Origin of the sequence: Sphingomonas sp. Leaf9, assembly GCF_001421355.1 — a bacterium.
Lineage (GTDB): Bacteria > Pseudomonadota > Alphaproteobacteria > Sphingomonadales > Sphingomonadaceae > Sphingomonas.
In genome coordinates this window covers 531,577-551,090 of sequence record NZ_LMKC01000003.1, presented here as the reverse complement: position 1 = coordinate 551,090, position 19,514 = coordinate 531,577, and the positions used below count along the sequence as shown (strand labels likewise).

General features: G+C 65.3%; 16 protein-coding genes. 13 read left to right on the top strand and 3 right to left on the bottom strand.

The window, feature by feature from the left end; all coding sequences use genetic code 11:
- Nucleotides 1-46 precede the first annotated feature (46 nt).
- The gene (locus ASE58_RS10435) at nucleotides 47-2,830 is read right to left on the bottom strand and encodes a M16 family metallopeptidase (protein WP_082467888.1); all 2,784 of its coding nucleotides are present in this window, start codon (nucleotides 2,828-2,830) and stop codon (nucleotides 47-49) included.
- Between the two features lie 53 nt (nucleotides 2,831-2,883).
- Here ASE58_RS10435 and ASE58_RS10430 point away from each other — a divergent pair, with 53 nt between their 5' ends.
- Nucleotides 2,884-4,311 (top strand): aminotransferase-like domain-containing protein, encoded by a 1,428-nt coding sequence (locus tag ASE58_RS10430; RefSeq protein WP_055820724.1) that lies wholly within the window; start codon nucleotides 2,884-2,886, stop codon nucleotides 4,309-4,311.
- A 28-nt stretch (nucleotides 4,312-4,339) separates the two neighbouring features.
- Here ASE58_RS10430 and ASE58_RS10425 read toward each other — a convergent pair whose 3' ends face one another.
- Nucleotides 4,340-7,888: a hydantoinase B/oxoprolinase family protein gene (locus ASE58_RS10425; RefSeq protein WP_235513568.1), complete on the bottom strand. Its 3,549-nt coding sequence runs from the start codon at nucleotides 7,886-7,888 to the stop codon at nucleotides 4,340-4,342.
- Between the two features lie 112 nt (nucleotides 7,889-8,000).
- Between ASE58_RS10425 and ASE58_RS10420 the strand changes: the two genes are divergently transcribed.
- The 12 genes from ASE58_RS10420 to ASE58_RS10360 all read left to right on the top strand — a co-directional run bounded on the left by ASE58_RS10420 (nucleotide 8,001) and on the right by ASE58_RS10360 (nucleotide 19,132).
- Nucleotides 8,001-8,510 (top strand): winged helix DNA-binding protein, encoded by a 510-nt coding sequence (locus ASE58_RS10420; RefSeq protein WP_055820721.1) that lies wholly within the window; start codon nucleotides 8,001-8,003, stop codon nucleotides 8,508-8,510.
- Nucleotides 8,511-8,521: 11 nt separating this feature from the next.
- A complete protein-coding gene (locus tag ASE58_RS10415; protein ID WP_055820718.1) occupies nucleotides 8,522-9,187 on the top strand; it encodes a DUF969 domain-containing protein in 666 nt (221 codons plus the stop codon).
- Entirely contained in the window at nucleotides 9,184-10,149 is a 966-nt protein-coding gene (locus ASE58_RS10410; RefSeq protein WP_055820715.1) for a DUF979 domain-containing protein, read from the top strand. Before ASE58_RS10415 ends, ASE58_RS10410 begins: the two co-directional genes overlap by 4 nt.
- Nucleotides 10,146-11,132, top strand: coding sequence for a DUF2891 domain-containing protein (locus ASE58_RS10405; protein WP_055820711.1), 987 nt, complete (start codon nucleotides 10,146-10,148; stop codon nucleotides 11,130-11,132). The genes ASE58_RS10410 and ASE58_RS10405 overlap by 4 nt, the downstream gene beginning before the upstream one ends.
- Before the next feature lie 863 nt (nucleotides 11,133-11,995).
- The gene (locus ASE58_RS10395) at nucleotides 11,996-12,421 is read left to right on the top strand and encodes a curli assembly protein CsgF (RefSeq protein ID WP_055820709.1); all 426 of its coding nucleotides are present in this window, start codon (nucleotides 11,996-11,998) and stop codon (nucleotides 12,419-12,421) included.
- Nucleotides 12,421-13,500, top strand: a complete 1,080-nt coding sequence (locus tag ASE58_RS10390; protein ID WP_055820706.1) for a CsgG/HfaB family protein — start codon at nucleotides 12,421-12,423, stop codon at nucleotides 13,498-13,500. Before ASE58_RS10395 ends, ASE58_RS10390 begins: the two co-directional genes overlap by 1 nt.
- A gap of 294 nt (nucleotides 13,501-13,794) precedes the next feature.
- Nucleotides 13,795-15,225, top strand: a complete 1,431-nt coding sequence (locus ASE58_RS10385; RefSeq protein ID WP_055820704.1) for a hypothetical protein — start codon at nucleotides 13,795-13,797, stop codon at nucleotides 15,223-15,225.
- Between the two features lie 68 nt (nucleotides 15,226-15,293).
- On the top strand, nucleotides 15,294-15,860 hold the full coding sequence (locus tag ASE58_RS10380) for a hypothetical protein (RefSeq protein WP_055820702.1): 567 nt from the start codon (nucleotides 15,294-15,296) through the stop codon (nucleotides 15,858-15,860).
- Between the two features lie 23 nt (nucleotides 15,861-15,883).
- The gene (locus ASE58_RS10375; protein ID WP_156347690.1) at nucleotides 15,884-16,393 is read left to right on the top strand and encodes a hypothetical protein; all 510 of its coding nucleotides are present in this window, start codon (nucleotides 15,884-15,886) and stop codon (nucleotides 16,391-16,393) included.
- A complete protein-coding gene (locus ASE58_RS10370; protein WP_055820695.1) occupies nucleotides 16,390-16,740 on the top strand; it encodes a hypothetical protein in 351 nt (116 codons plus the stop codon). The genes ASE58_RS10375 and ASE58_RS10370 overlap by 4 nt, the downstream gene beginning before the upstream one ends.
- A gap of 212 nt (nucleotides 16,741-16,952) precedes the next feature.
- Nucleotides 16,953-18,506: a PAS domain-containing sensor histidine kinase gene (locus ASE58_RS10365; RefSeq protein ID WP_235513566.1), complete on the top strand. Its 1,554-nt coding sequence runs from the start codon at nucleotides 16,953-16,955 to the stop codon at nucleotides 18,504-18,506.
- A complete protein-coding gene (locus ASE58_RS10360; RefSeq protein ID WP_055820692.1) occupies nucleotides 18,503-19,132 on the top strand; it encodes a response regulator transcription factor in 630 nt (209 codons plus the stop codon). Before ASE58_RS10365 ends, ASE58_RS10360 begins: the two co-directional genes overlap by 4 nt.
- Here ASE58_RS10360 and ASE58_RS17920 read toward each other — a convergent pair.
- Nucleotides 19,093-19,401 carry a hypothetical protein gene (locus ASE58_RS17920; protein ID WP_156347689.1) on the bottom strand — a complete coding sequence of 103 codons (309 nt, stop codon included), beginning with the start codon at nucleotides 19,399-19,401 and terminating at the stop codon, nucleotides 19,093-19,095. The two genes, ASE58_RS10360 and ASE58_RS17920, sit on opposite strands and share 40 nt — an antisense overlap.
- Between the last annotated feature and the right edge of the window lie 113 nt (nucleotides 19,402-19,514).

Here is a 19,514-nt window from a genome sequence, read left to right as displayed (position 1 = left end):
TCGTGCCCTGCCCGGTCGCCCGTTGACGATCCGGCACGAATGAATTTCAGCGCTCCAGCCTGACCACCGTCGGTGTGCCGAGCTTCAGCGTTGCGAACTGGTCGCGAATGGCCTGCCAATCGCCGACCAATACCCAGTGCACCTTGTCTGGATCGACCAGCGCCGCCGCCGCGCGACGCACCTGATCGGGCGTCAGCGCCTGCAGGCGCACCGGCTGCCGCACGATGTCGTCGACCGGCAGGCCATCCGACTGCGCATCCGCCATCGCCGTCAGCAGGTCTCCGTCCCCTTCGAGCTTGGCCGCGCTCTGGTTCGCGGCGGTCGTGGCCAGCCGGGCCAGCTCGCTGGTTTCCGGACCATGCTCGCCGCTCAGGCCGCGCATCTCCTTGATCAGCTCGGCCACCGAATCGCCGCTATGGTCGCGATTGACCGTGCCGGCCAACACCCAGCGCCGATCGCTGCGCGTGTCGTACAGCCCCGAGCCGATGCCATAGGTCCAGCCCTTGTCGGTGCGCAGGTTGCTGCCGATCCGCGCGGTCGAATTGCCGCCAAAGATTTCGTTCGCCGCCCAGATCGCGGTCGCATCGGCCGTCCCCGGTCGCGCCGTGGCCGGTACGGCACGCCCGGCCATGACATAGGTCTGCGCGGCGCCCGGCGTGTCGTACACGGTCAGCGAGGGCGATGTCTGTGCGCGGGCCGGCGGGATGACCGCGGCCGGTGCCGGGGCGCCCCGCGCCTGCCACCCGGCCAGCGCCTTTTCCAACTGGGGCCGGAGCGTCGCCATGGTCGTATCCGCCGCGACATACAGTGTCGCCTCGTCCGGCCGGACATGGCCGCGAAGCCATTCACGGATCGCCGGCGGGTCGATCGCCTGGACCGCTGCGCTCTCTGCTGTCGTCGTGAGCGCCGGGGCATAGGGGTGGCCAGCGCCATAGCTGGCATTAGCCAGCGCCCGGTCGGCCATGCGGTGGCCATTGCCGCGCAGCGCGGTCAGCGCGTCCATTGCCGCCTTTTTCAGGCTGTCGACGGTGGCCGGCGTAAGGTCGGGCTGTGTGAGCACTTCGCCGAACAGCGCCATTCCCGCCGCGCGCTGCTGCACGCTCCAGCCCATGGACAGATCGGCGTCGTCGGCGTCGCTTGCGCTGTTGATCCATCCCCCCAGCGCCTCCGCCCGTTCGGCGCGCAGGCGCTGGGCCGGCGTCGTGCCGCGATTGGCGAGCAGCCCGGTCGCGATCGGGGCGATGACCTGGTCGGCGCCGGCGGAACCGGCATGGTCAAGGCGCAGCAGCATGGTGTCGGTCATGCTACCCGGACGCGGCACCAGCACGACCTTCAACCCGTTCGACAGTTGCCCACGCTCCACCACGGGAAACGCGATCGGTGCCATCGCTCCCATCGGCGGCGGCCCCTTGGCAAGGTCGTAGCCGCTCGTGGCAGTCTGCAACGCGGGCTTGGGCCGCGCGATCAGACGATAGCCGGGCCTGCCATAAACCGATTCAGCCACGCGCCGAACGCTCTCGACCGAGGCTGCCCGCAACTCGCCAAGATAAGCTTCGGCATATTCGACGTCGTCGGGCTGACCGACCCCGCGCGCAAGGACGAACGCCTTACCCGACGTGCTCGTCTGCAGCCCGAAAACATATTGAATCCGCGCCGCTCGCGCGCGTTCCAGTTCGTCGGGTGCCGGCCCCTTTGCCACATACTCCGCGATGACCGCATCGATCTCCGCCTCGGCCTGCGCCATCCGGTCGGGCGCGATGCCATCGACGGCAAAGCCCATCCGGCTCGACAAGCTGCCTTCGTCGAAGGTGACATAGGCCGTCTTGGCGATGCCCAGTTCCTCGATCAGGCGGCGGTTCAGCCGCGATCGTACGCCGGCCGCCAGCATGTGCGCCGTCAGGTCGAGCGCTGCGATCGCCGATGATCCCTTGGCCGGCGCGATATAGGTCGCGTAGATGCGACCCAGCGGTACGGCGCGGAATACTTCCCGCCGGACCGGACCGGGCAGTGGCACGATCCGCTTCACCAGGCGGTCGACCGGCAGGCGCGGTGCGAGACCACCGAAATACTTCCCGACCAATCGGCGAGCATCCTCCGCGCTTACGTCTCCGGCAAGGATCAGGGTTGCATTCGACGGACCATAATACCGGCCGAACCATTGCCGCGCGCCATCGACCGTCACTCCGTTCAGATCGGCTTCCTCGCCGATGACGCTGTGATGATAGGGATGATCGGCGGGATACATGTCGCCGAAGGTAATTGCATCGTCGGTACCATCCGGCCGGCCCCCGCGCAGCCGCTTCTCGCTCAGCACCACGCCGACTTCGCGCTTGATTCGCTCCGGGGTCAACGCACCGCCGATATAGCCCATCCGGTCGGCCTCGAGGAACAGCACCCGTTCCAGCGCCGCGCTCGGAAAGGTTTCGTACAGGGTCGTGGTGTCCTGATTGGTGGCGGCGTTGACGTTGGTCGCCCCCAGATCGCGCAGCGATACGAACGCGCTCTGGTTCCAGTGCTCACTGCCATCGAGCATCAGATGCTCGAACAGGTGCGCATAGCCGTGCTGGCCGGGCTGCTCGTCCTTCGACCCGACGTTATAGACCAGCGTGGCGGTGATCAGTGGCACGCGCCGGCTGGTCTGGACGACGACCTTCAGCCCGTTGGGCAGGGTAAAGCGGGCAACGGGGTCGCTGATCGCCGGACGAAGGCCGGACTTCGACGCCGTTCCGACGTGCCGGACGGGTGCGGGCGTCCGGTCCTGTGCGCGCGCAGCGACAGTTCCCAACAAGGCGAGGGTTGCTAGCGCAACATACGGGAAGCGGTGGGCCATGACGCGACATTAGCAATTGCGTGCGCCGTGGCTTCAGGCCAAAACAACAAAATATGACCAGCCTGTCCTACCCGAATGACAAGGACAGTTGCGGTGATGCCGGCAATGCCACCGGCAAGCACGGCAGTCAGGTCGACCGCATCATACGTGCCATCGCGGAAGCGATCGTTGCCGGTCGGCTGACCCCCGATCAGCGGCTGCCATCGGTACGTACGACCGCCGCCGACCATGGGGTCAGCAGGGACACCGTACAGCGGGCATATGACAAGCTGGTGGCAGGCGGTCATGTTCATGTGCGACGCGGTGCTGGATTTTATGTATCCGCGCCGGCCCCGTCGCGGGCCGACCCCATTGCACCGCCGCAGGTCGATCTGGCACCGTTCCAGCTGATCCATCCCGGCCTGCCGCCGGATCGTTGCCCGGGCAGCGGCGTCCTGCGACACGACGACTCGTCGGTCGAGGAAATCGGCCGGGTCCTGAAACGGGTGGCGGGCAGCCGCCAGCGTCTCGGAAGCTATGGTGACCCGTCGGGGTATCTGCCGCTGCGGGAGGAGTTGCAGAAAAAGCTGCAGATCGAGGGGGTCGATACGACCGTCGGCATGATCATGACCGTGCCTGGCTGCGTCGCGGGGCTGAGCCTGATCATCCGGTCGTTCGTGCGGCACGGGGATTTCGTCGTGGTCGAGGACCCGGCGTCCTTTGCCCATGTCTCGGCCCTGCTGGCGCAAGGCGCGGCGATATTGCGGGTTCCGCGTGAACCCGATGGCCCCGACCTCGATGTGCTGCGCCTGTTGTGCGAACGGTATCGGCCCCGGATGTTCCTCCTCATGTCGCAGCTGCACAACCCGACCGGCAGCAGCTTGTCGCTGTCCAAGGCCCGCAAGCTGATCGAACTTGCGGCGGAGTTTGACATCACCCTGGTCGACGACGCGAGCTATGCCGATCTGAAACCGTCGACCGCTGGTCCGCCGACCGTGCCGTTGATCGTGCTCGATCAGGTCGACCGGGTGATCCATGTCGGTGGATCGTCACACATTCTCGCGCCGGAGCTTGGCACCGGCTGTATCGTGGCCAGCGAGCGCTACATGCCGATGCTGCGCCTGTACCGCCCGCTGCAGGGCATGGGCAACATGCTGATCCAGGAACGGGTCCTCTACAGCTTCCTGCACGAAGGCCTGTTTCGCCGCCGCTGCGACCGCATCCGCCTCCGCCTCGCCGAAGAGGCCGCCGTCGTCCGGCAGTTGTTTTCATCCACACCCTTTCAGCCGGCGATGGCGGTTGGCGGCATGTTCCTGTGGGTCGACCTTGGCAGCGGCGTCAACGTCACCGCTGTGGCGGAACGGATGCTGGCCAAGGGCTATCTGACTGCGCCGGGATCGCATTTTCGCGAATCGAAGGCGGTGGAATCGCGAATGCGTTTCAACGTGACGACGACCACCGCAGCGGCCGTCGAAGCGCTGGTCGAATCGGTTCACAACTGACCCCGGCCCCGACCGATATGCACGGCCCTCAGGGCACGCCGTAGCCGCCGCCGCCCGGCGTTTCGATGACGAAGCAATCACCAGGCGCGAGTTCGACCTGATCGACCCCCGTCAGGTGCCGGATGCTGCCATCCTGTCCCTCGACACGTTGCGTGCCGGCCGCGCCATCGGCCCCGCCGGCCAAGCCGAACGGGGCGATCGTACGGCGGGAGGCGACGATGGTGGCCGTCATCGCCTCCAGCGCGGTGATCGCGCGGATCACGCCGTCACCACCCGGTCGAGCGCCGCCCCCGCCCGAACCACGACGGATCGCAAACCGGTCGAGCCGCACGGGATAGCGATGCTCGAGAATTTCGGGGTCGGTGATCCGCGTATTGGTCATGTGGCTGTGTACGGCAGAAGTACCTGCGAAGTGGGCACCGGCGCCCGTGCCGCCGCAGATCGTCTCGTAATACTGGTACCGGTCGTTACCGAACAGGAAGTTGTTCATCGTTCCCTGCGCTGCCGCCGATGCTCCCAAAGCTCCCAGGAGCGCGTTGCACACGGCCTGGCTCACTTCGGTATTGCCCGCCACCACCGCGCTGCCGGGCGGAGGCGACAGGAAGGAACCGTCCTCGATGACGATGGTCAGGGGGAGGAGACAGCCTTCGTTGAGCGGCAGGTCTTCGCCCACCAGACAGCGAAAGGCATAGAGGACGACCGCGCGGGTGACGGCGGGCGGCGCGTTGAAGTTGCCGGTGCTCGCCGCGCCGGTACCGGTGAAATCGATCGTTGCGGCACGCGCCCCGCGGTCGATCGTCACACGGACCCGGAGCGGTGTGCCGTCGTCCATGACATAGTCGAAGGCTCCGTCCGATAGCCGGGTGAGGACGCGGCGAATGCTTTGCTCGGCATGGGTCATGACATGCCCCATATAGGCCCGCACCACCGGCCAGCCGCTGGCGGCGACCAGCGCGGTCAGTTCGGCAATGCCGGTCGCATTGGCCGCGAGCTGCGCCTTGATATCGGCGAGGTTCGTGTCGGGGCTGCGCGCCGGGTAGCGGGCCTGCGACAGCAGGGCGCGGAACGCCTCCTCCTGCAAGTCGCCGGCATCGACCAGCAGGAAGTCGTCGATCACCACGCCTTCCTCTTCCAGCGTATGCGAATTGGGCGGGGTCGATCCGGGGGTCAGGCCGCCAATATCGGCATGATGGCCGCGATTGGCGACGAAGAAGCGGATGTCGCGGCCGGTTTCGTCGAACACCGGGGCGATGACGGTTACGTCGGGCAGATGGGTGCCGCCGTTGAACGGGTTGTTGAGCGCGACGACATCGCCGGGCTTCAGCGTCGCGCCGCGGCTGGCAAGGATGGTGCGCACGCTCTCGCCCATCGCGCCCAAATGCACCGGGACATGCGGCGCATTGGCGATCAACCGTCCCTCCGCGTCGAACAGCGCGCAGGAGAAATCGAGCCGCTCCTTCATGTTCACGCTGCTCGCGGTATTGCGCAGCACGACGCCCATCCGTTCGGCGATCCCCATGAAGCGGGTGTTGAACAGTTCGAGCTGGACCGGATCGACGGCGACAGGGTCGATCGCCTCCTGCGCCGCCGCGCCGTGGTGACGCATCAACAGTTCGCCGCCATCGCCCACCGAGACCGTCCAGCCTGGCTCGACCATCGTCGTCGCGATCGCTTCCCGGATCAGTGCCGGGCCAATAATGCGGTCACCGGGGCGCAGGCCTGCGCGGTCATGCACCGGCGTGCGATGCTCAGCCCCAGCGGTCCAGACGGTGACATGATCGAGCGGCGCGGGCAGTCCGCCGTCCCGCGGGGGCAGGGGCGGGGGTGTGACCGGTTCGCCCGCGACGACCGCCTCGACCACCACGCTCTCGATGACGATGGCGCGATCCGGGCTGATAAAGCCGAACCGGGCGCGATGGGCAGCCTCGAACGCAGTACGCATCGCAGCAACATCGGCCCGGTCGACGGCCAGCGCGGTATCGGTGCCGGCATAGCGCAGGTACACGGTCGCCACCTGCCGGCCCCCCGGGCCGACTTCCTGCTCCGCCTCCGCGCCAAGCATGGCGACAAGATCATCCAGCGGCGCGCCCAGCGGAAGCTCGACCGAACGCTGGCGGATCGCGACCTTGTCGGCCAACCCCATGCCATAGGCCGACAGCACGCCGGCAAAGGGATGGATCAGGACGGTGCGCATCCCCAGTGTCTCGGCGACACGACAGGCGTGTTGGCCGCCCGCACCGCCGAAACATTGCAGCGCGAAAGTGGTGACGTCCTGACCGCGTTCCAGCGCAACGCGCTTGATCGCGGCGGCCATCTGCGCGACCGCGACTTCCAGAAACCCCTCCGCGACGATGCGCGGATCTTCCCCGCCGATCGCGGCGGCCAGCGCGGCAAAGCCAAGCCGCGCCGCCTCGCTATCGAGCGGTGCGTCGCCGTTTGGCCCGAACACGGCGGGAAAATAGGCAGGCTGAACCTTGCCGACCAATATGTTGGCGTCGGTCACGGTCAGCGGCCCGCCCCGTCGATAGCAGGCAGGGCCAGGGCAGGCGCCCGCACTGTCGGGGCCGACGCGGAACCGTGCCCCGTCATAGTGGAGGATCGAGCCGCCGCCGGCGGCGATCGTTTCGATCGCCATCATCGGCACGCGCATCTCGACCCCGGCGACCTCGGCGTCGAGCTGCCGTTCGAACCGACCGGCATACAGTACGACGTCGGTGGAGGTGCCACCCATGTCGAACCCGATCACCCGGTCGAACCCGGCGGCTTCGGCGGTCCGGGCCGCCGCCACGACGCCACCGGCGGGACCGGACAGGATCGCATCCTTGCCCTGAAACGCCTGCGCATCGGCCAGTCCGCCGCTCGACTGCATGAATTGCAGCGGGACCGGGCCGAGCGCGCCTGCAACCAGGTCGACATAGCGCCGCAGCACCGGCGACAGATAGGCATCGACCACCGTCGTCCGCCCGCGCGCCACCAGCCCGATCAGCGGGCTGACCGCGTGGCTCGCCGACACCTGCGCAAAGCCCGCTTGGCGGGCGAGGTCGGCAACCCGCGCCTCGATCGACGAATGCGCCCAGCCATGGGCAAGCACGATCGCCACCGCCTCAAGGCCTTCTGCACGCTTGGCGGCAAGCAGGGCGCGTGTTTCGGCTTCGTCGAGCGGTGTAACAACGACACCGTCGCGATCGACCCGTCCGCCAATCTCGATGACATCGTCGTACAGCGGCGCGGGGCGATGAATGGCCAGGTCGAACAACCGTGGCCGGGTCTGGTCACCGATCACCAGCAGGTCGGCAAAACCGCGATCGACCACCAGCAGCGTCCGCGCGCCCTTGCGCTCCAGCAGGGCGTTCGTCGCGACGGTCGTCCCCATCTTCACCGCGTCGATGCGCTCCACCGGCAGCGGCGCGTCGTCGCCAAGCGCCAGAATCATGCGGATGCCCGCGATCGCCGCATCGGCATAGCGTTCGGGGTTCTCGCTCAACAGCTTGGCAGTTTGCAGCGATCCGTCAGGCGCGCGGGCGACGACATCGGTAAAGGTGCCGCCCCGATCGATCCAGAAAGACCATCCTGCCACGTGCACCGCTCCTGAAAGACGAATCGTCGATAAATTATCAACGAATGTTAGTACTGGATTGACAGATTTACGCACTGGCGCAACCCTCCGCCGACAACAGGGGGACGTCGACATGGCAGGGGACAAGTGCGCCATCGTATCATCGGCGCATCTGGCCGATGGATCGGCGCCGGCGCTGTCGGAGCTGGAATTCAGCCTGACGCTCGCCGCGGCGGCCTATCAGCGGTGGATCGCGCGTTGTGCCGCAGCGGCCGGACATGCGCTGTCGCCGCTGGAAGTGCTGATCCTGCACACCGTCCGCCATCGCGACCGGGCGAAGCGGATCGCGGATATTACCCTCGTCCTCGATATCGAGGATACGCACCTCGTCACCTACGCCATCCGCAAGCTGGCGCGCGGCGGACTGGTCGCGACCCACCGTGCGGGCAAGGAAAAACTCGTGGCCGCGACCGATGCCGGGCGCGAGTTCTGCGCGCGGTATCGCGACATTCGGGAGCGGGTGCTTGCCAGCGTCGTCGTCGCCGACGGACCTGCCGACCCGCATCTGTCCGAAGCCGCGGACCTGCTGCGCCGCCTGTCGGGCCAGTATAACCAGGCGGCTCGCGCCGCCGCGACCTTGTAGGAGGATAGGGCATGCTGGTCCTGTCGGGGATCGCGATCATCATCATCGGCTTCGCGCTGGGCGTGAACCCGCTGCTCGTCGTCACCGTCGCCGCGTTGGCCAGTGCGGCGGCAGCGGGCCATGGCCCGGTCGAGGTCGTGGCGATGATCGGCAAGGCGTTCGTCGACGCGCGTTTCCTTGCGATCCCGTTCCTCGCGCTGCCGACGATCGGCTTGCTGGAACGGGCCGGGCTGCGGCGCAGGGCGCGTGTGATCGTCCAGGGGTTGCGGCGGGCGACGACGGGCCGGGTGCTGCTCGGCTATCTCGCGCTGCGCCAGATTACGGCCGCGCTGGGCCTGATCTCCCTCGGCGGTCACGTGCAGATGGTGCGCCCGATCGTCGCGCCGATGGCCGAGGGGGCGGAGGAGCGCGACGAACATCGTCGGCTCGATCCCGAAACGCGCGATCATATCCGCGCGCACGCCGCCGCCGTCGACAATATCGGCGTGTTCTTCGGCGAGGACGTGTTCATCGCGATCGGATCGATCCTGCTGATCCGCGCGATCCTCGAACAGGACGGGGTGACGGTCGCGCCGCTCGACGTGGCGGTCTGGGCGATCCCGACCGCGATCGCCGCGTTCGTCATCCATGGTGTGCGGCTGCTGCTGCTCGACCGCCGCCTGAAGCGTCGCGCGTGATCGGGCTGGATGCGCTGGGCATCGCGGCGGCGACTCTACCGGCGGCGGTCGCGGCCCATCATGCGCTCGATCGAACCGAGCCGACGCGGTGGCGCAACACCGGCTTCTGGGGTGTGTTCGCCGTCCTGCTCGGGGCCGGGCCATGGTTGCCGGACCTGCTGAACGGTTGCCTCGTCCTCGTCATGGTCGGGCTGGCAACCCGGGGACTCCGCCCGTCGCCGCCCGCCGGCAGCGATGCACCAGCACAGGCCGGGCAGGGATCGCGCCTCGGCAACTGGCTGTTCGTGCCCGCGCTGGCGATACCGGCGGTGACGCTGGCCGGGACGCTGTCGATCGGCGACGGACGCATCGCAGAGTTTGCCGCGATCGAGCCGAAGCAGGTGACGCTGGTCGCGCTGACCGCCGGTGCGGTCGTCGCGCTGCTGCTCGCCATGTACCTCACCCGTCCGCCGCGTTCCGCGCCGGTGGCAGAGGCGCGGCGGCTGGTCGATGCGATCGGGTGGGCGATGGTGCTGCCGCAGATGCTGGCGGCGCTGGGCGGTGTCTTCGCGCTGGCCGGCGTGGGCAGGGTGGTGGCGGACGGGGTGGTCGGCCTCGTCGCGCTCGACACGCCGCTCGTCGCCACCATCGCCTACTGTGTCGGCATGGCGCTGTTCACGATGGTGATGGGCAATGCCTTTGCCGCCTTTCCGATCATGACCGCCGGGATCGGCCTGCCGATCGTCATTCGCCAGTTTGGCGGTGATCCGGCGATCGTCGCTGCGCTCGGCATGTTGTCGGGGTTCTGTGGTACGCTGATGACGCCGATGGCAGCCAACTTCAACATGGTCCCGGCCGCCGTCCTCGAACTGCGCGACCGGTTCGGCGTCATCCGCGTGCAGTGGCCGACCGCGCTTATCCTGCTGGCATTCAACATCGCGGTGCTCACCTTGTGCGCTTTTCCCGGAGGACTGGTTCCATGACCCCCAATGACGCAGCAGCGCTTGCCCGGATCGCGCTCGGCCATGTGACGCGCGAATATCCGCACAAGGCGGATCACGTGATGAACGGCGATGACGATGCGTATCTGCCCCGCCGGGTGCATCCGATCTTCTTTGGCAGCTTCGACTGGCACAGTTGCGTGCATGGCTATTGGCTGCTCACGCGTATTCGGCGGCTATACCCCGATCTGGCGGAGGTCGCGGCGATCGACGCGCTGTTCGCCGATGCCTTTACCGTGGGCAAGGTCGCGGCGGAATGCGCATATCTCGACCAGCCGACGTCGCGGGGGTTCGAACGACCCTATGGCTGGGCATGGCTGCTGATGCTGCACAGCGAGCTGGTCGTCGCGGAGAGCCCGCACGGGGCGACGCTGCGCCCGCTGGCCGACGCCTTTGCGGATCGATGGCGGTCGCATCTGCCGCTAATGACCTATCCGGTGCGGGCCGGCACCCATGCCAACACCGCCTTCGCATTGGTGCTGGCCGAGCGATACGCACGGGTCGTCGGCGACGCCGACTTGCGGCAGGGGATGGCGGAACGCGCGCAGCACTGGTTCGGCGCCGATCGTGCCGCACAGGCGTGGGAGCCGAGCGGCGAAGATTTCCTGTCGCCGGTGCTGATGGAGGCGATGGCGATGCAACGCCTGCTGCCCGCGGACGCCTTCGCTGCCTGGTTCGCGGATTTCCTTCCCCGGCTATCCGATGGCGAGCCTTCCTCGCTGCTGACCCCCGCGCGGGTAAGCGACCGCAGCGACGGGCGGATCGCGCATCTCGACGGGCTGAACCTCAGTCGCGCCTGGGCGATGCGGGCCATCGCGCCGGCGGTGGGCGGCGCGGCGGGGCAGGTGCTGGCGACCGCTGCCGACGATCACCTTGCCGTCGCACTCGACCAGGTGGCCGGAGACTATATGGGCGAACACTGGCTCGCCAGCTTCGCGTTGCTGGCAATCACGGGTACCGAATAAGGCCAGCTGCAAAGAAACTACCGGTTTCAGGCCGCAGAGGACGTTGTTTGTTCACCAGAATAAACGGTCGGTTTTCGGACGGGCGGGTACCGGTCCCTTTCCGTTGACGCTTATGACGCGATCCTGAGCATATGCCCCGCATTCGGCGCGATGAACGAATGGCGGAAGTTGGGAAGCGGACAACGGTCACTTAGCGTCGGCTTCTGGGTCAACTTGGTGAGAGCGCGGCCCACCGGAACACGCATCTGAAGGCGCACCCCGCGGCAGCCAGCCTGCTCTAAAATGGCGTCTTCCCCGATGTATCGGACGCACCCGGGGGCGCCCTGAACTCCTGGCTGCACGCCATCTGCGAAAATCTTGGACGCCCCCGCGTCATGTCGCTCCGGGGACGGACAGGTCAAAGACTACAAGGGGGCAGCCTTCATAGTCGAGGCGATGCCGCCCGCTTTAGTACTGCTCGCCGAGCGAGACACCGCCCCTGCATGCCGTCAAGCAAGTGCCGCAAGGTGCCGATCCCCCTTGCCACCGCCCTTTACCGGCGTCGCCACAGGATCGACACCATGTTCGGATGTCTCAAAGACTGGCGACACATCTACACCCGCTATGACCGGTGCCCCCGCACCATAATGTCCGCCATCGCCCTCGATGCTACCGTCATCGTCTGGATCAATCAGTGATTCTTGAGCCTCGCATCCCGTGCCAAGGTGAGACACCAATCAGCTGCTACGTAATCCTACGCATATGGCGAATCGTTAATTATGGGTAAATAACGATCAAGATCCGCAGGAGATCCTGCCCATAAAAATTAGATCGATTGGTGAAATCTTCGTCGATGTACGAAGGTTTCAGCGAGGGGAGGCTGTATGACTAGGCTGAAAATCTCCATTTCCTTTGCGTGTAGTTTTTTTGCAATTGCGCCGGCGTTCGCTTCGGACATCGTTTACACGCCGATCAATCCGTCCTTTGGAGGAAGTCCGTTCAACTCCGCCCACTTGCTCGGTATCGCATCCGCACAAAACAAGTACAAAGACCCGGTAACTGATTCCAAAAATAGTCCGGCGGACCAGTTCGTCCGGACGCTGCAAAGTCGGCTGCTTTCCTCGCTCTCCACGCAGATCACGAATCTGATATTTGGCGAGAACGCGAAAGATAGCGGCCTCATCAAATTCGGCGACCAGGAGATTTCGTTCGTCCGAGGGCTCGACTCGGTGACGCTCACGATCACCAACCTGTCGGACGGCAGTGTGACCGAGATTGTCGTGCCGTTGCTGACCGATGGTGGTTTCTGATGCGCCGGGGCAACGGGATGCGGGGTCTGGCGCTGGCGGCGCTGGCCTGGTCGACCGGCGGTTGCGCCGTGCACAACCAGGCGGTGTGGGAGCCGGCCCAGGCGACCCGGCCGACACCGGCGACGAAGCAGCTGGGTCTCCTCCCCCCGGCGGGCGAGCGGGTGTCGGTCGCGGTCTACAACTTCGTCGACCAGACCGGACAGTTCAAGACGAGCGATAACGTCCAGACGCTGTCGCGCGCCGTGACGCAGGGATCGACCTCGATCCTCATCAAAGCACTGCAGGAGGCCGGTAACAACAGCTGGTTTACGGTGATCGAGCGCGAGAAGCTCGACAACCTGCTGCGCGAACGGGCGGTGATCCGCGAAATGCGCGCGGCCTATCTGGGCGAGAAGAAGGTCAATCCCCAGGCGTTGCCGCCGCTGCTGTTCGCGGGCGTGCTGCTGGAGGGTGGGATCATCGGCTATGACAGCAACACCAAGTCGGGCGGTTCTGGCGCGCGATTCCTCGGCATCGGCGGCAGTACGCAGTACCGTGAAGATACCGTCACCATCTATCTGCGTGCGATCAGCGTGCGGACGGGCGAGGTGCTGACCAATATCAGTGTGCGCAAATCGATCGCGTCGGTCGGCATCAACGCCAACGCCTTTCGCTATGTCGCGTTCAAGGACCTGCTCGAGCTGGAGGCGGGGATCGCTTATAACGAGCCCGATGCACTGGCACTGCAATCGGCGATCGAGACGGCGGTCTATGGCCTGATCGTCGAGGGCGCCACGATGAACCTGTGGTGCCTGAACACGACGCCCGATTATGCCCAGGGGGTGCTGCGCCGCTATTACGCCGAACGCGACAATATCCCTGCGGACAAGGTCGTGCTGCCTACCGGGCCGAGGGGCGTGCCGGTCGACGGCTCCTGCACCAGCACGCAGCTTGTCGCGCAGCGCACGGCGGCGGCACGCCTCGCCGCCAACGCGGTACCCCGCCCGATGACATTACCGCCACAACGATCTTCGCCGCCGGCACCTTTCCATCCCAGTGGCAACGCCGAGCCGGCGGCGAGGACGGCCAAGGATATGTAGCTTATCGGCCAGGATACGAAAGAAATCGACGGACCCGTCGGCGCTAAGGATTGGCGTCTCGACACCGGCGGGTCCGGATCAGTTCGGTTACGGGAACCGAGCTGGCGTGAGACCAGGCTCACCCGGACACCATGCGCGCTTGCCCCTTTGGCTGCAAGCCCCGTCATGCGGTTCGCCACGCCTGTTTCCCCGCGATGTCCCGTCGGTCGCGCCATGCCGGAGGCGTGATGGTTCATTCATCCGGCACAGAACAGGGCGGCGATCATCGACGCCCGCAAAAACGGGAGAGAAGACGTGAAAACCATCCTGCTCGGCGCCGCTTCGGCGCTTGCTCTCACCATCTCGTCGGGTGCGTTTGCGCAGTCGACCAGCAGTGTGACGCAGACCAACGTCAGCAATACCGCGAATGTCGATCAGCTGGGATCGGGTGCCGGTGCCGCGTCCGTCGTCAATCAGTCGGGTGCGCGCAACACCGCCGGAGTGACGCAAAGCGACGACGGTTCGAACTTCTCCACCGGATCGATCCCGCCCGCCAGCGACTCAACGATCACCCAGTCCGGCAGCGACAATGTGGCTGGCGTGACGCAGATCACGACGCTCAGCTACAATCCGAACGCGTCGACCATCAACCAGCTCGGCAACGCGAACACTGCCTATGTCACCCAGGTCGATGACGAGAACAGCTCGACCATCGACCAGACGAGCAGCAACAACGACGCCAACGTGGCGCAGGGGGATGCTACCGCCGCGCTAAGCGATTCGAGCTGGGGCAATGCGAGCAGCATCACACAGGCGGGCGCCGGCAACCACAGCGCGACCGTGACCCAGCCCGGCCGGCAGAATGACAGCACGGTTGCGCAGCTGGGCGATACCGATACCGCCATCGTTGCACAGTCCGGCGTGCAGAACGGTTCGACCGTTCTGCAGAGCGGCACGACCGACGTCGCCGACGTGGCACAGTCGGGCGACGGCAATATGTCGGACGTGATCCAGGCCGGCACCGACGTGTTGGCCACCGTGCGTCAGTCGGGCGATGGCAACACGTCGCTGGTCAATCAGACCGCTCCGGGCGGCGTCCGGCCGATCGATTCGGCAGCCTATGTCAGCCAGGCGGGCAACAACAACAACTCGGACGTCTATCAGCGCGCCAATTCGGGCTATGCCGAAGTGCTGCAGAACGGCAACAACGGCGACGCGCTGGTCCGCAACTATGGCAACCGCTCGGTCGCCTATGTGTGGCAGTTGTCGGGCAATAATAACGACGCGACGATCGAACAGCGCGGCGAGGACAGCGATGCGCTTGCCTTGCAGACCGGCAATCGCAACACGGCCAATATCATCCAGCGCGAAGACAGCCCGCCGACCGAGAATTATTCGGCAGCGATCTATCAGAGCGGCGACGATGGCATGTCGTCGATCGATCAGGACGGCGACAACCATGTCGCGGTCAACGTCCAGAGCGGCGACGACAATGACTCGTCGATCCTGCAGACCGGATCGCACAGCTATGCCGGCGTTGCCCAATATGGCGACGACAATGATTCCGACGTCACCCAGGCAGGTACCGGCCAATATGCGCTGGTGATCCAGTCGGGTTCGGGCAACGCGTCGAGCGTCAACCAGAGCGGCACCGGCAACGCCGCCTTCGTGACCCAGACGTCGAACAACGATATGTCCACCGTCCTGCAGAGCGGATCGTCGAACCTGGCGACCGTGGTGCAGTGAGCGGGGCCCGGCCCGGAATGCCATCCCCCTGTCGTCCGGGCCGGGTTTCTCTGTTTGGGAGCAATGTCATGCGGAACCACCTCTGCCTCGGCTTGACCGCCATCCTGTTGCTGCCCGCGACGGCTGGCGCGCAATCGACCACGACCATCCGACAGGGCGGCACGAGCAACGAAGCTCGCGTCGATCAGGCCGAAGCCGCTGGCACGATCGACATCGCGATGGACGGTGCTGAACAGCGGTTGATTGCGCGGCAACGGGATTTGGCATCGCTCGATGCCCGGCTGAACGGCGTCGACAACCGGCTGACGGTCTACCAGGGCGGTGCGGTTTCCGACGGCAATACCGCGCTGGTGACGATGCAGGGCAGCAGCAACGAAGCGACCCTGCACCAGATGGCCGACGGGATCGGGCATAATGCGACCCTCCAGCAACAGGGGGCGGCCAATGTCGCGCTGCTGTGGCAGGATGGCAGCGCCAGCAGCGTCAGCCTGACCCAGATCGGCGACGCGAACCAGGCGAGCATATCGCAACGGGGCGTCGGCAACGACGCGATCGTAACGCAGATCGGCAATCTGCTGGGTATCGCAATCGATCAGATGGGCGGTGCGCAGATCAGCGTGACGCAAACCCAATGAACGCGCGGGCCAGGATCATGCCGATGGTGCTGCTATCCTCCGCGATCGCGGCAACCGCATGTGCGCAGGCGGTCCACCGCGCGGCGCAGCGGCAGACGGAAGCCGCCGGGCAGATCGGTGAGCGCCAAGGTGGCAGCGAACGAACCGGCATGGCGCAGATTGCGCGACCCACCGCCGATACGCGGGTTGGAGCGATCGGGGTCGAGCGCCGGTCGACAGAGGTCAGCCAATTGCCGCCGCTGCTCGAAATCGGCCCGAACGAAGCCGCGCCCGAAGCCGAACTGGAAGCGCCGCCGGTCGATCCCGACCGCGCCCTGCAGGCAGAAGTGATGCATACATGGCAGTCGCTGCGACAGCGGGGGCAGCAACCGACGCCGGAACTTGTCGCGAAGGAAATCGGCCCCGAAGCGCTGGCGCGGTTCCTGGCGACCTCGCCCGGCGCCGAGCGCCTGTTCGACGGGCACACTGCGCCACCCGCTCCGCCGCCGACACCGACCCCAGGCGATAGCGAACCGGACGGGGGACGACCATGAACGGTCTCTTCGCGCTGCTGGTCGGATTGATCTGCATAGGCCCTGTTGGGAAGGAGAAGGACGGGATGCACATCACGACACGCCCCTTGGTTCTGGACGTCATCGGCGATGGGCCAACGACCACGCTGATCGTCGCGGGCAGCGCGCCCGAACTGAAGCGGGTCCGCTATTCGCTGGTCGTCGAGGGTCAGTCTTATACCCGCCATGCCGGTTCGGCGACGCTGTATGGCGAACGCCAGATCATCTCCCGCGTGCGACTGCAGGCTGGCGAGCGGTGGACCGCTACGCTGATGGTCGAAGCAGAGGGAAATCCGCCCTACCGCCTGGTCCGGACCAGCGCGCACTGACCGTTAATCGGATCGAAGGTCCTTTTGAGTAAGGTCCTCGGGATTATACGAATAGCGACGGCATCACGGAGATGATATCGATTGTTATGCGGAGGAGGGATCGTGGCAAACACGACCGGTTTGCAGGGGAGAGGCGGGGTATCGATGGTGTCGCGCAATCACGAGGTCGCGCCGCGGGTTCCGCATGATCTTTGTTGCAGGATGCAGGGTTGATGGCGTTCCTTGCCCTGCCAACGGCGATGTTCGCCCCCGCAAAACCTCCCACGGGCACGTTGTCGGCCGATCCGGACACGCGCGAGGCGTTGGCATTGTTTGCAGCCAATGTCGCGGATCGTGCGGTGCTGCTGACCGACCTGGATGGCAAGATATTGTTCTCCAACAACGGTGCGGAGCGCCTGTTCGGATACGACCCGCAAGACCTGTTAGGTCGCGATATTGTGACCCTGCTGCGCGGCTACGCGGGGCAGCCGCGCCAGCATGATGAGCGCGCAATGGAGTTCGCGACGGTTCGGTTTGAAACGTGCTGCCAGCGGATCGATCACGGAATGTTCGATGCCGATGTGACCATCACGCCAATCCCCGGTGTGGATCGTCGGCCGCAAGGCTTTGGCTACAGCATCTTCGACATCAGCGACCGTAAGGCGGCCGAACGCAAGCTTGCGGAAAGCGAGGCGCATATGCGTTCGGTCCTTGCTACCGTACCCGACGCCATGGTCGTCATGGACGCCCGCGGCCGGATCCAATCATTCAGCGCCGCGGCGGAGCGGCTGTTCGGCTATTGTGAGCGCGAGGTTGTCGGCAGCAACGTCAATGTCCTGATGCCGCTGGATCACCGTGCGCGACACGACGCCTATATCTCCCGCTATCTCAGGACCGGCCAGCAACGGGTTATCGGCAACGGACGCATCGTCGTCGCACGGCGCAAGGACGGCAGCGAATTTCCCATGGAGCTGTCTGTCGGTGAGGCGAAAAGCGGAAGCGGGCGGATTTTTACCGGCTTTATCCGCGACCTGTCCGACAAGCAGCGGGCAGAACTGCGCGTCCGTGAATTGCAGGACGAGCTGATCCATGTATCGCGGCTGAGCGCGATGGGCACCATGGCATCCACGCTGGCCCATGAACTGAACCAGCCGCTCACGGCCATCGCAGCCTATCTCGCCGCGGCATATCGCCTCATTCCTGAACAGGCCCGCGATGGCGCGCTGGTGGGGGAGGCGATGGATGCCGCCGGCCGGGAAGCGGTGCGGGCAGGGGATATTGTCCGCCGGCTGCGCACGTTCGTCGCGCGTGGCGAAAACGAGAGGCATGTCGAACCACTGGTGCCCTTGATCGAGGATGCCAGCCGCCTCGCACTGACCGGTACACGCGAATGCGGTGTCCGCACATTTTATCGGTTCGACCCCGCTGCCGCCCAAATCTTCGCCGATCGGGTGCAGGTGCAGCAGGTTCTGGTCAATCTGATCCGAAATGCCGTCGATGCGATGGGCGGGGCGGCGATCGCCGACTTGACCATTGCTACCCGGCTGGACGGGGAGATGATCCGAATTTCGGTCATCGACACCGGGTCGGGCCTGCGGTCCGATCAGATACCGCGTCTGTTCGAAGCCTTCGAAACCACCAAGCCCGATGGCCTTGGACTTGGCCTGTCCATATCCCGCACGATCGTGGAGGCGCATGGCGGTCGCATTTGGGCAGAGCCTGGTGCGATAGCGGGCAGCGCCTTCCACTTCACCTTGCCCACGGCCCCACCGGTAGGCAAATCGTGACGAAGCAACGCACGATCCATCTGATCGACGACGACGAGGCTGTCCGTCAATCGGTTGCCCTTCTCCTGTCGACCTACGATATCGATGTCGTGTCTTATCCATCCGGTGCGACATTCCTGGCCACAAGGATGAATGCGGCACCAGGTTGCCTGATGCTGGACATTCGGATGCCGGAGATGGACGGGCTGGAGATGCAGCGTCGTCTCGTGGACGAATCGTTCGATTGGCCCGTCATCTTCCTGACCGGTCACGGCGACGTGCGGATCGCGGTGGAGGCGATGCAAAACGGCGCGGTCGATTTCGTCGAAAAGCCTTTCTACGGTGCTCGACTGATAGAAGCAGTCGAGTCGGCATTCCGAAAGTTCGACAGAACGAACGAAGCACGGCGCGCGACACAACTGCTCGACAGCCTCAGCGAGCGGGAGCGCCAAGTCCTTGTCGCGCTAGTGGATGGATCGGCGAATAAGGCGATCGCCCGGTCTCTCGGAATTTCGGCACGTACGGTTGAGGCACATCGGGCGCACATCATGGACAAACTACACGCCGAAAGCTTTGCCGACGTTCTCCGAATTGCGCTAACTGCCGGTCAACCGCTTACTTCGTCAGGGAATCCAACGCGTATGTGATCGTTAAAGGTCTTGCCTGATCTGCCGCCCGTTTCCAAAACAGCTTTTAGCCGCAAAATACCATCTGTTTCATGCCCATTTGCCCATGGCGTCAGGCGCATTTCGACGAAGCGTTGCGCGCACTCGGCAATACATACGCAATAATAGGCCGTATTTTCCCGGGACTTAAGAGAAAGCAGGAGAACGATCGCGAACGTCGGCGAAATCAGCTCTGGCGGAAGAGGTGGGATTCGAACCCACGGAACGGTTGCCCGCTCGCCGGTTTTCAAGTTTATCGCAAATCGTGTTTACAGAGGTTTGCGCATGTTGGCACAAGTAGCCAAGGCACTGAGATAACACGTTTTTCGTCGCGGGCACCGGCGGCATAGGTTAGTGTGCGTTT

Excerpts from the sequence above, each read along its gene's own strand:
- ASE58_RS10435 (WP_082467888.1), bottom strand. The coding sequence starts at position 2,830 with ATGGCCCACCGCTTCCCGTATGTTGCGCTAGCAACCCTCGCCTTGTTG.
- ASE58_RS10430 (WP_055820724.1), top strand. The coding sequence starts at position 2,884 with ATGACCAGCCTGTCCTACCCGAATGACAAGGACAGTTGCGGTGATGCC.
- ASE58_RS10420 (WP_055820721.1), top strand. The coding sequence starts at position 8,001 with ATGGCAGGGGACAAGTGCGCCATCGTATCATCGGCGCATCTGGCCGAT.
- ASE58_RS10415 (WP_055820718.1), top strand. The coding sequence starts at position 8,522 with ATGCTGGTCCTGTCGGGGATCGCGATCATCATCATCGGCTTCGCGCTG.
- ASE58_RS10405 (WP_055820711.1), top strand. The coding sequence starts at position 10,146 with ATGACCCCCAATGACGCAGCAGCGCTTGCCCGGATCGCGCTCGGCCAT.
- ASE58_RS10395 (WP_055820709.1), top strand. The coding sequence starts at position 11,996 with ATGACTAGGCTGAAAATCTCCATTTCCTTTGCGTGTAGTTTTTTTGCA.
- ASE58_RS10390 (WP_055820706.1), top strand. The coding sequence starts at position 12,421 with ATGCGCCGGGGCAACGGGATGCGGGGTCTGGCGCTGGCGGCGCTGGCC.
- ASE58_RS10380 (WP_055820702.1), top strand. The coding sequence starts at position 15,294 with ATGCGGAACCACCTCTGCCTCGGCTTGACCGCCATCCTGTTGCTGCCC.
- ASE58_RS10375 (WP_156347690.1), top strand. The coding sequence starts at position 15,884 with ATGGTGCTGCTATCCTCCGCGATCGCGGCAACCGCATGTGCGCAGGCG.
- ASE58_RS10370 (WP_055820695.1), top strand. The coding sequence starts at position 16,390 with ATGAACGGTCTCTTCGCGCTGCTGGTCGGATTGATCTGCATAGGCCCT.
- ASE58_RS10365 (WP_235513566.1), top strand. The coding sequence starts at position 16,953 with ATGGCGTTCCTTGCCCTGCCAACGGCGATGTTCGCCCCCGCAAAACCT.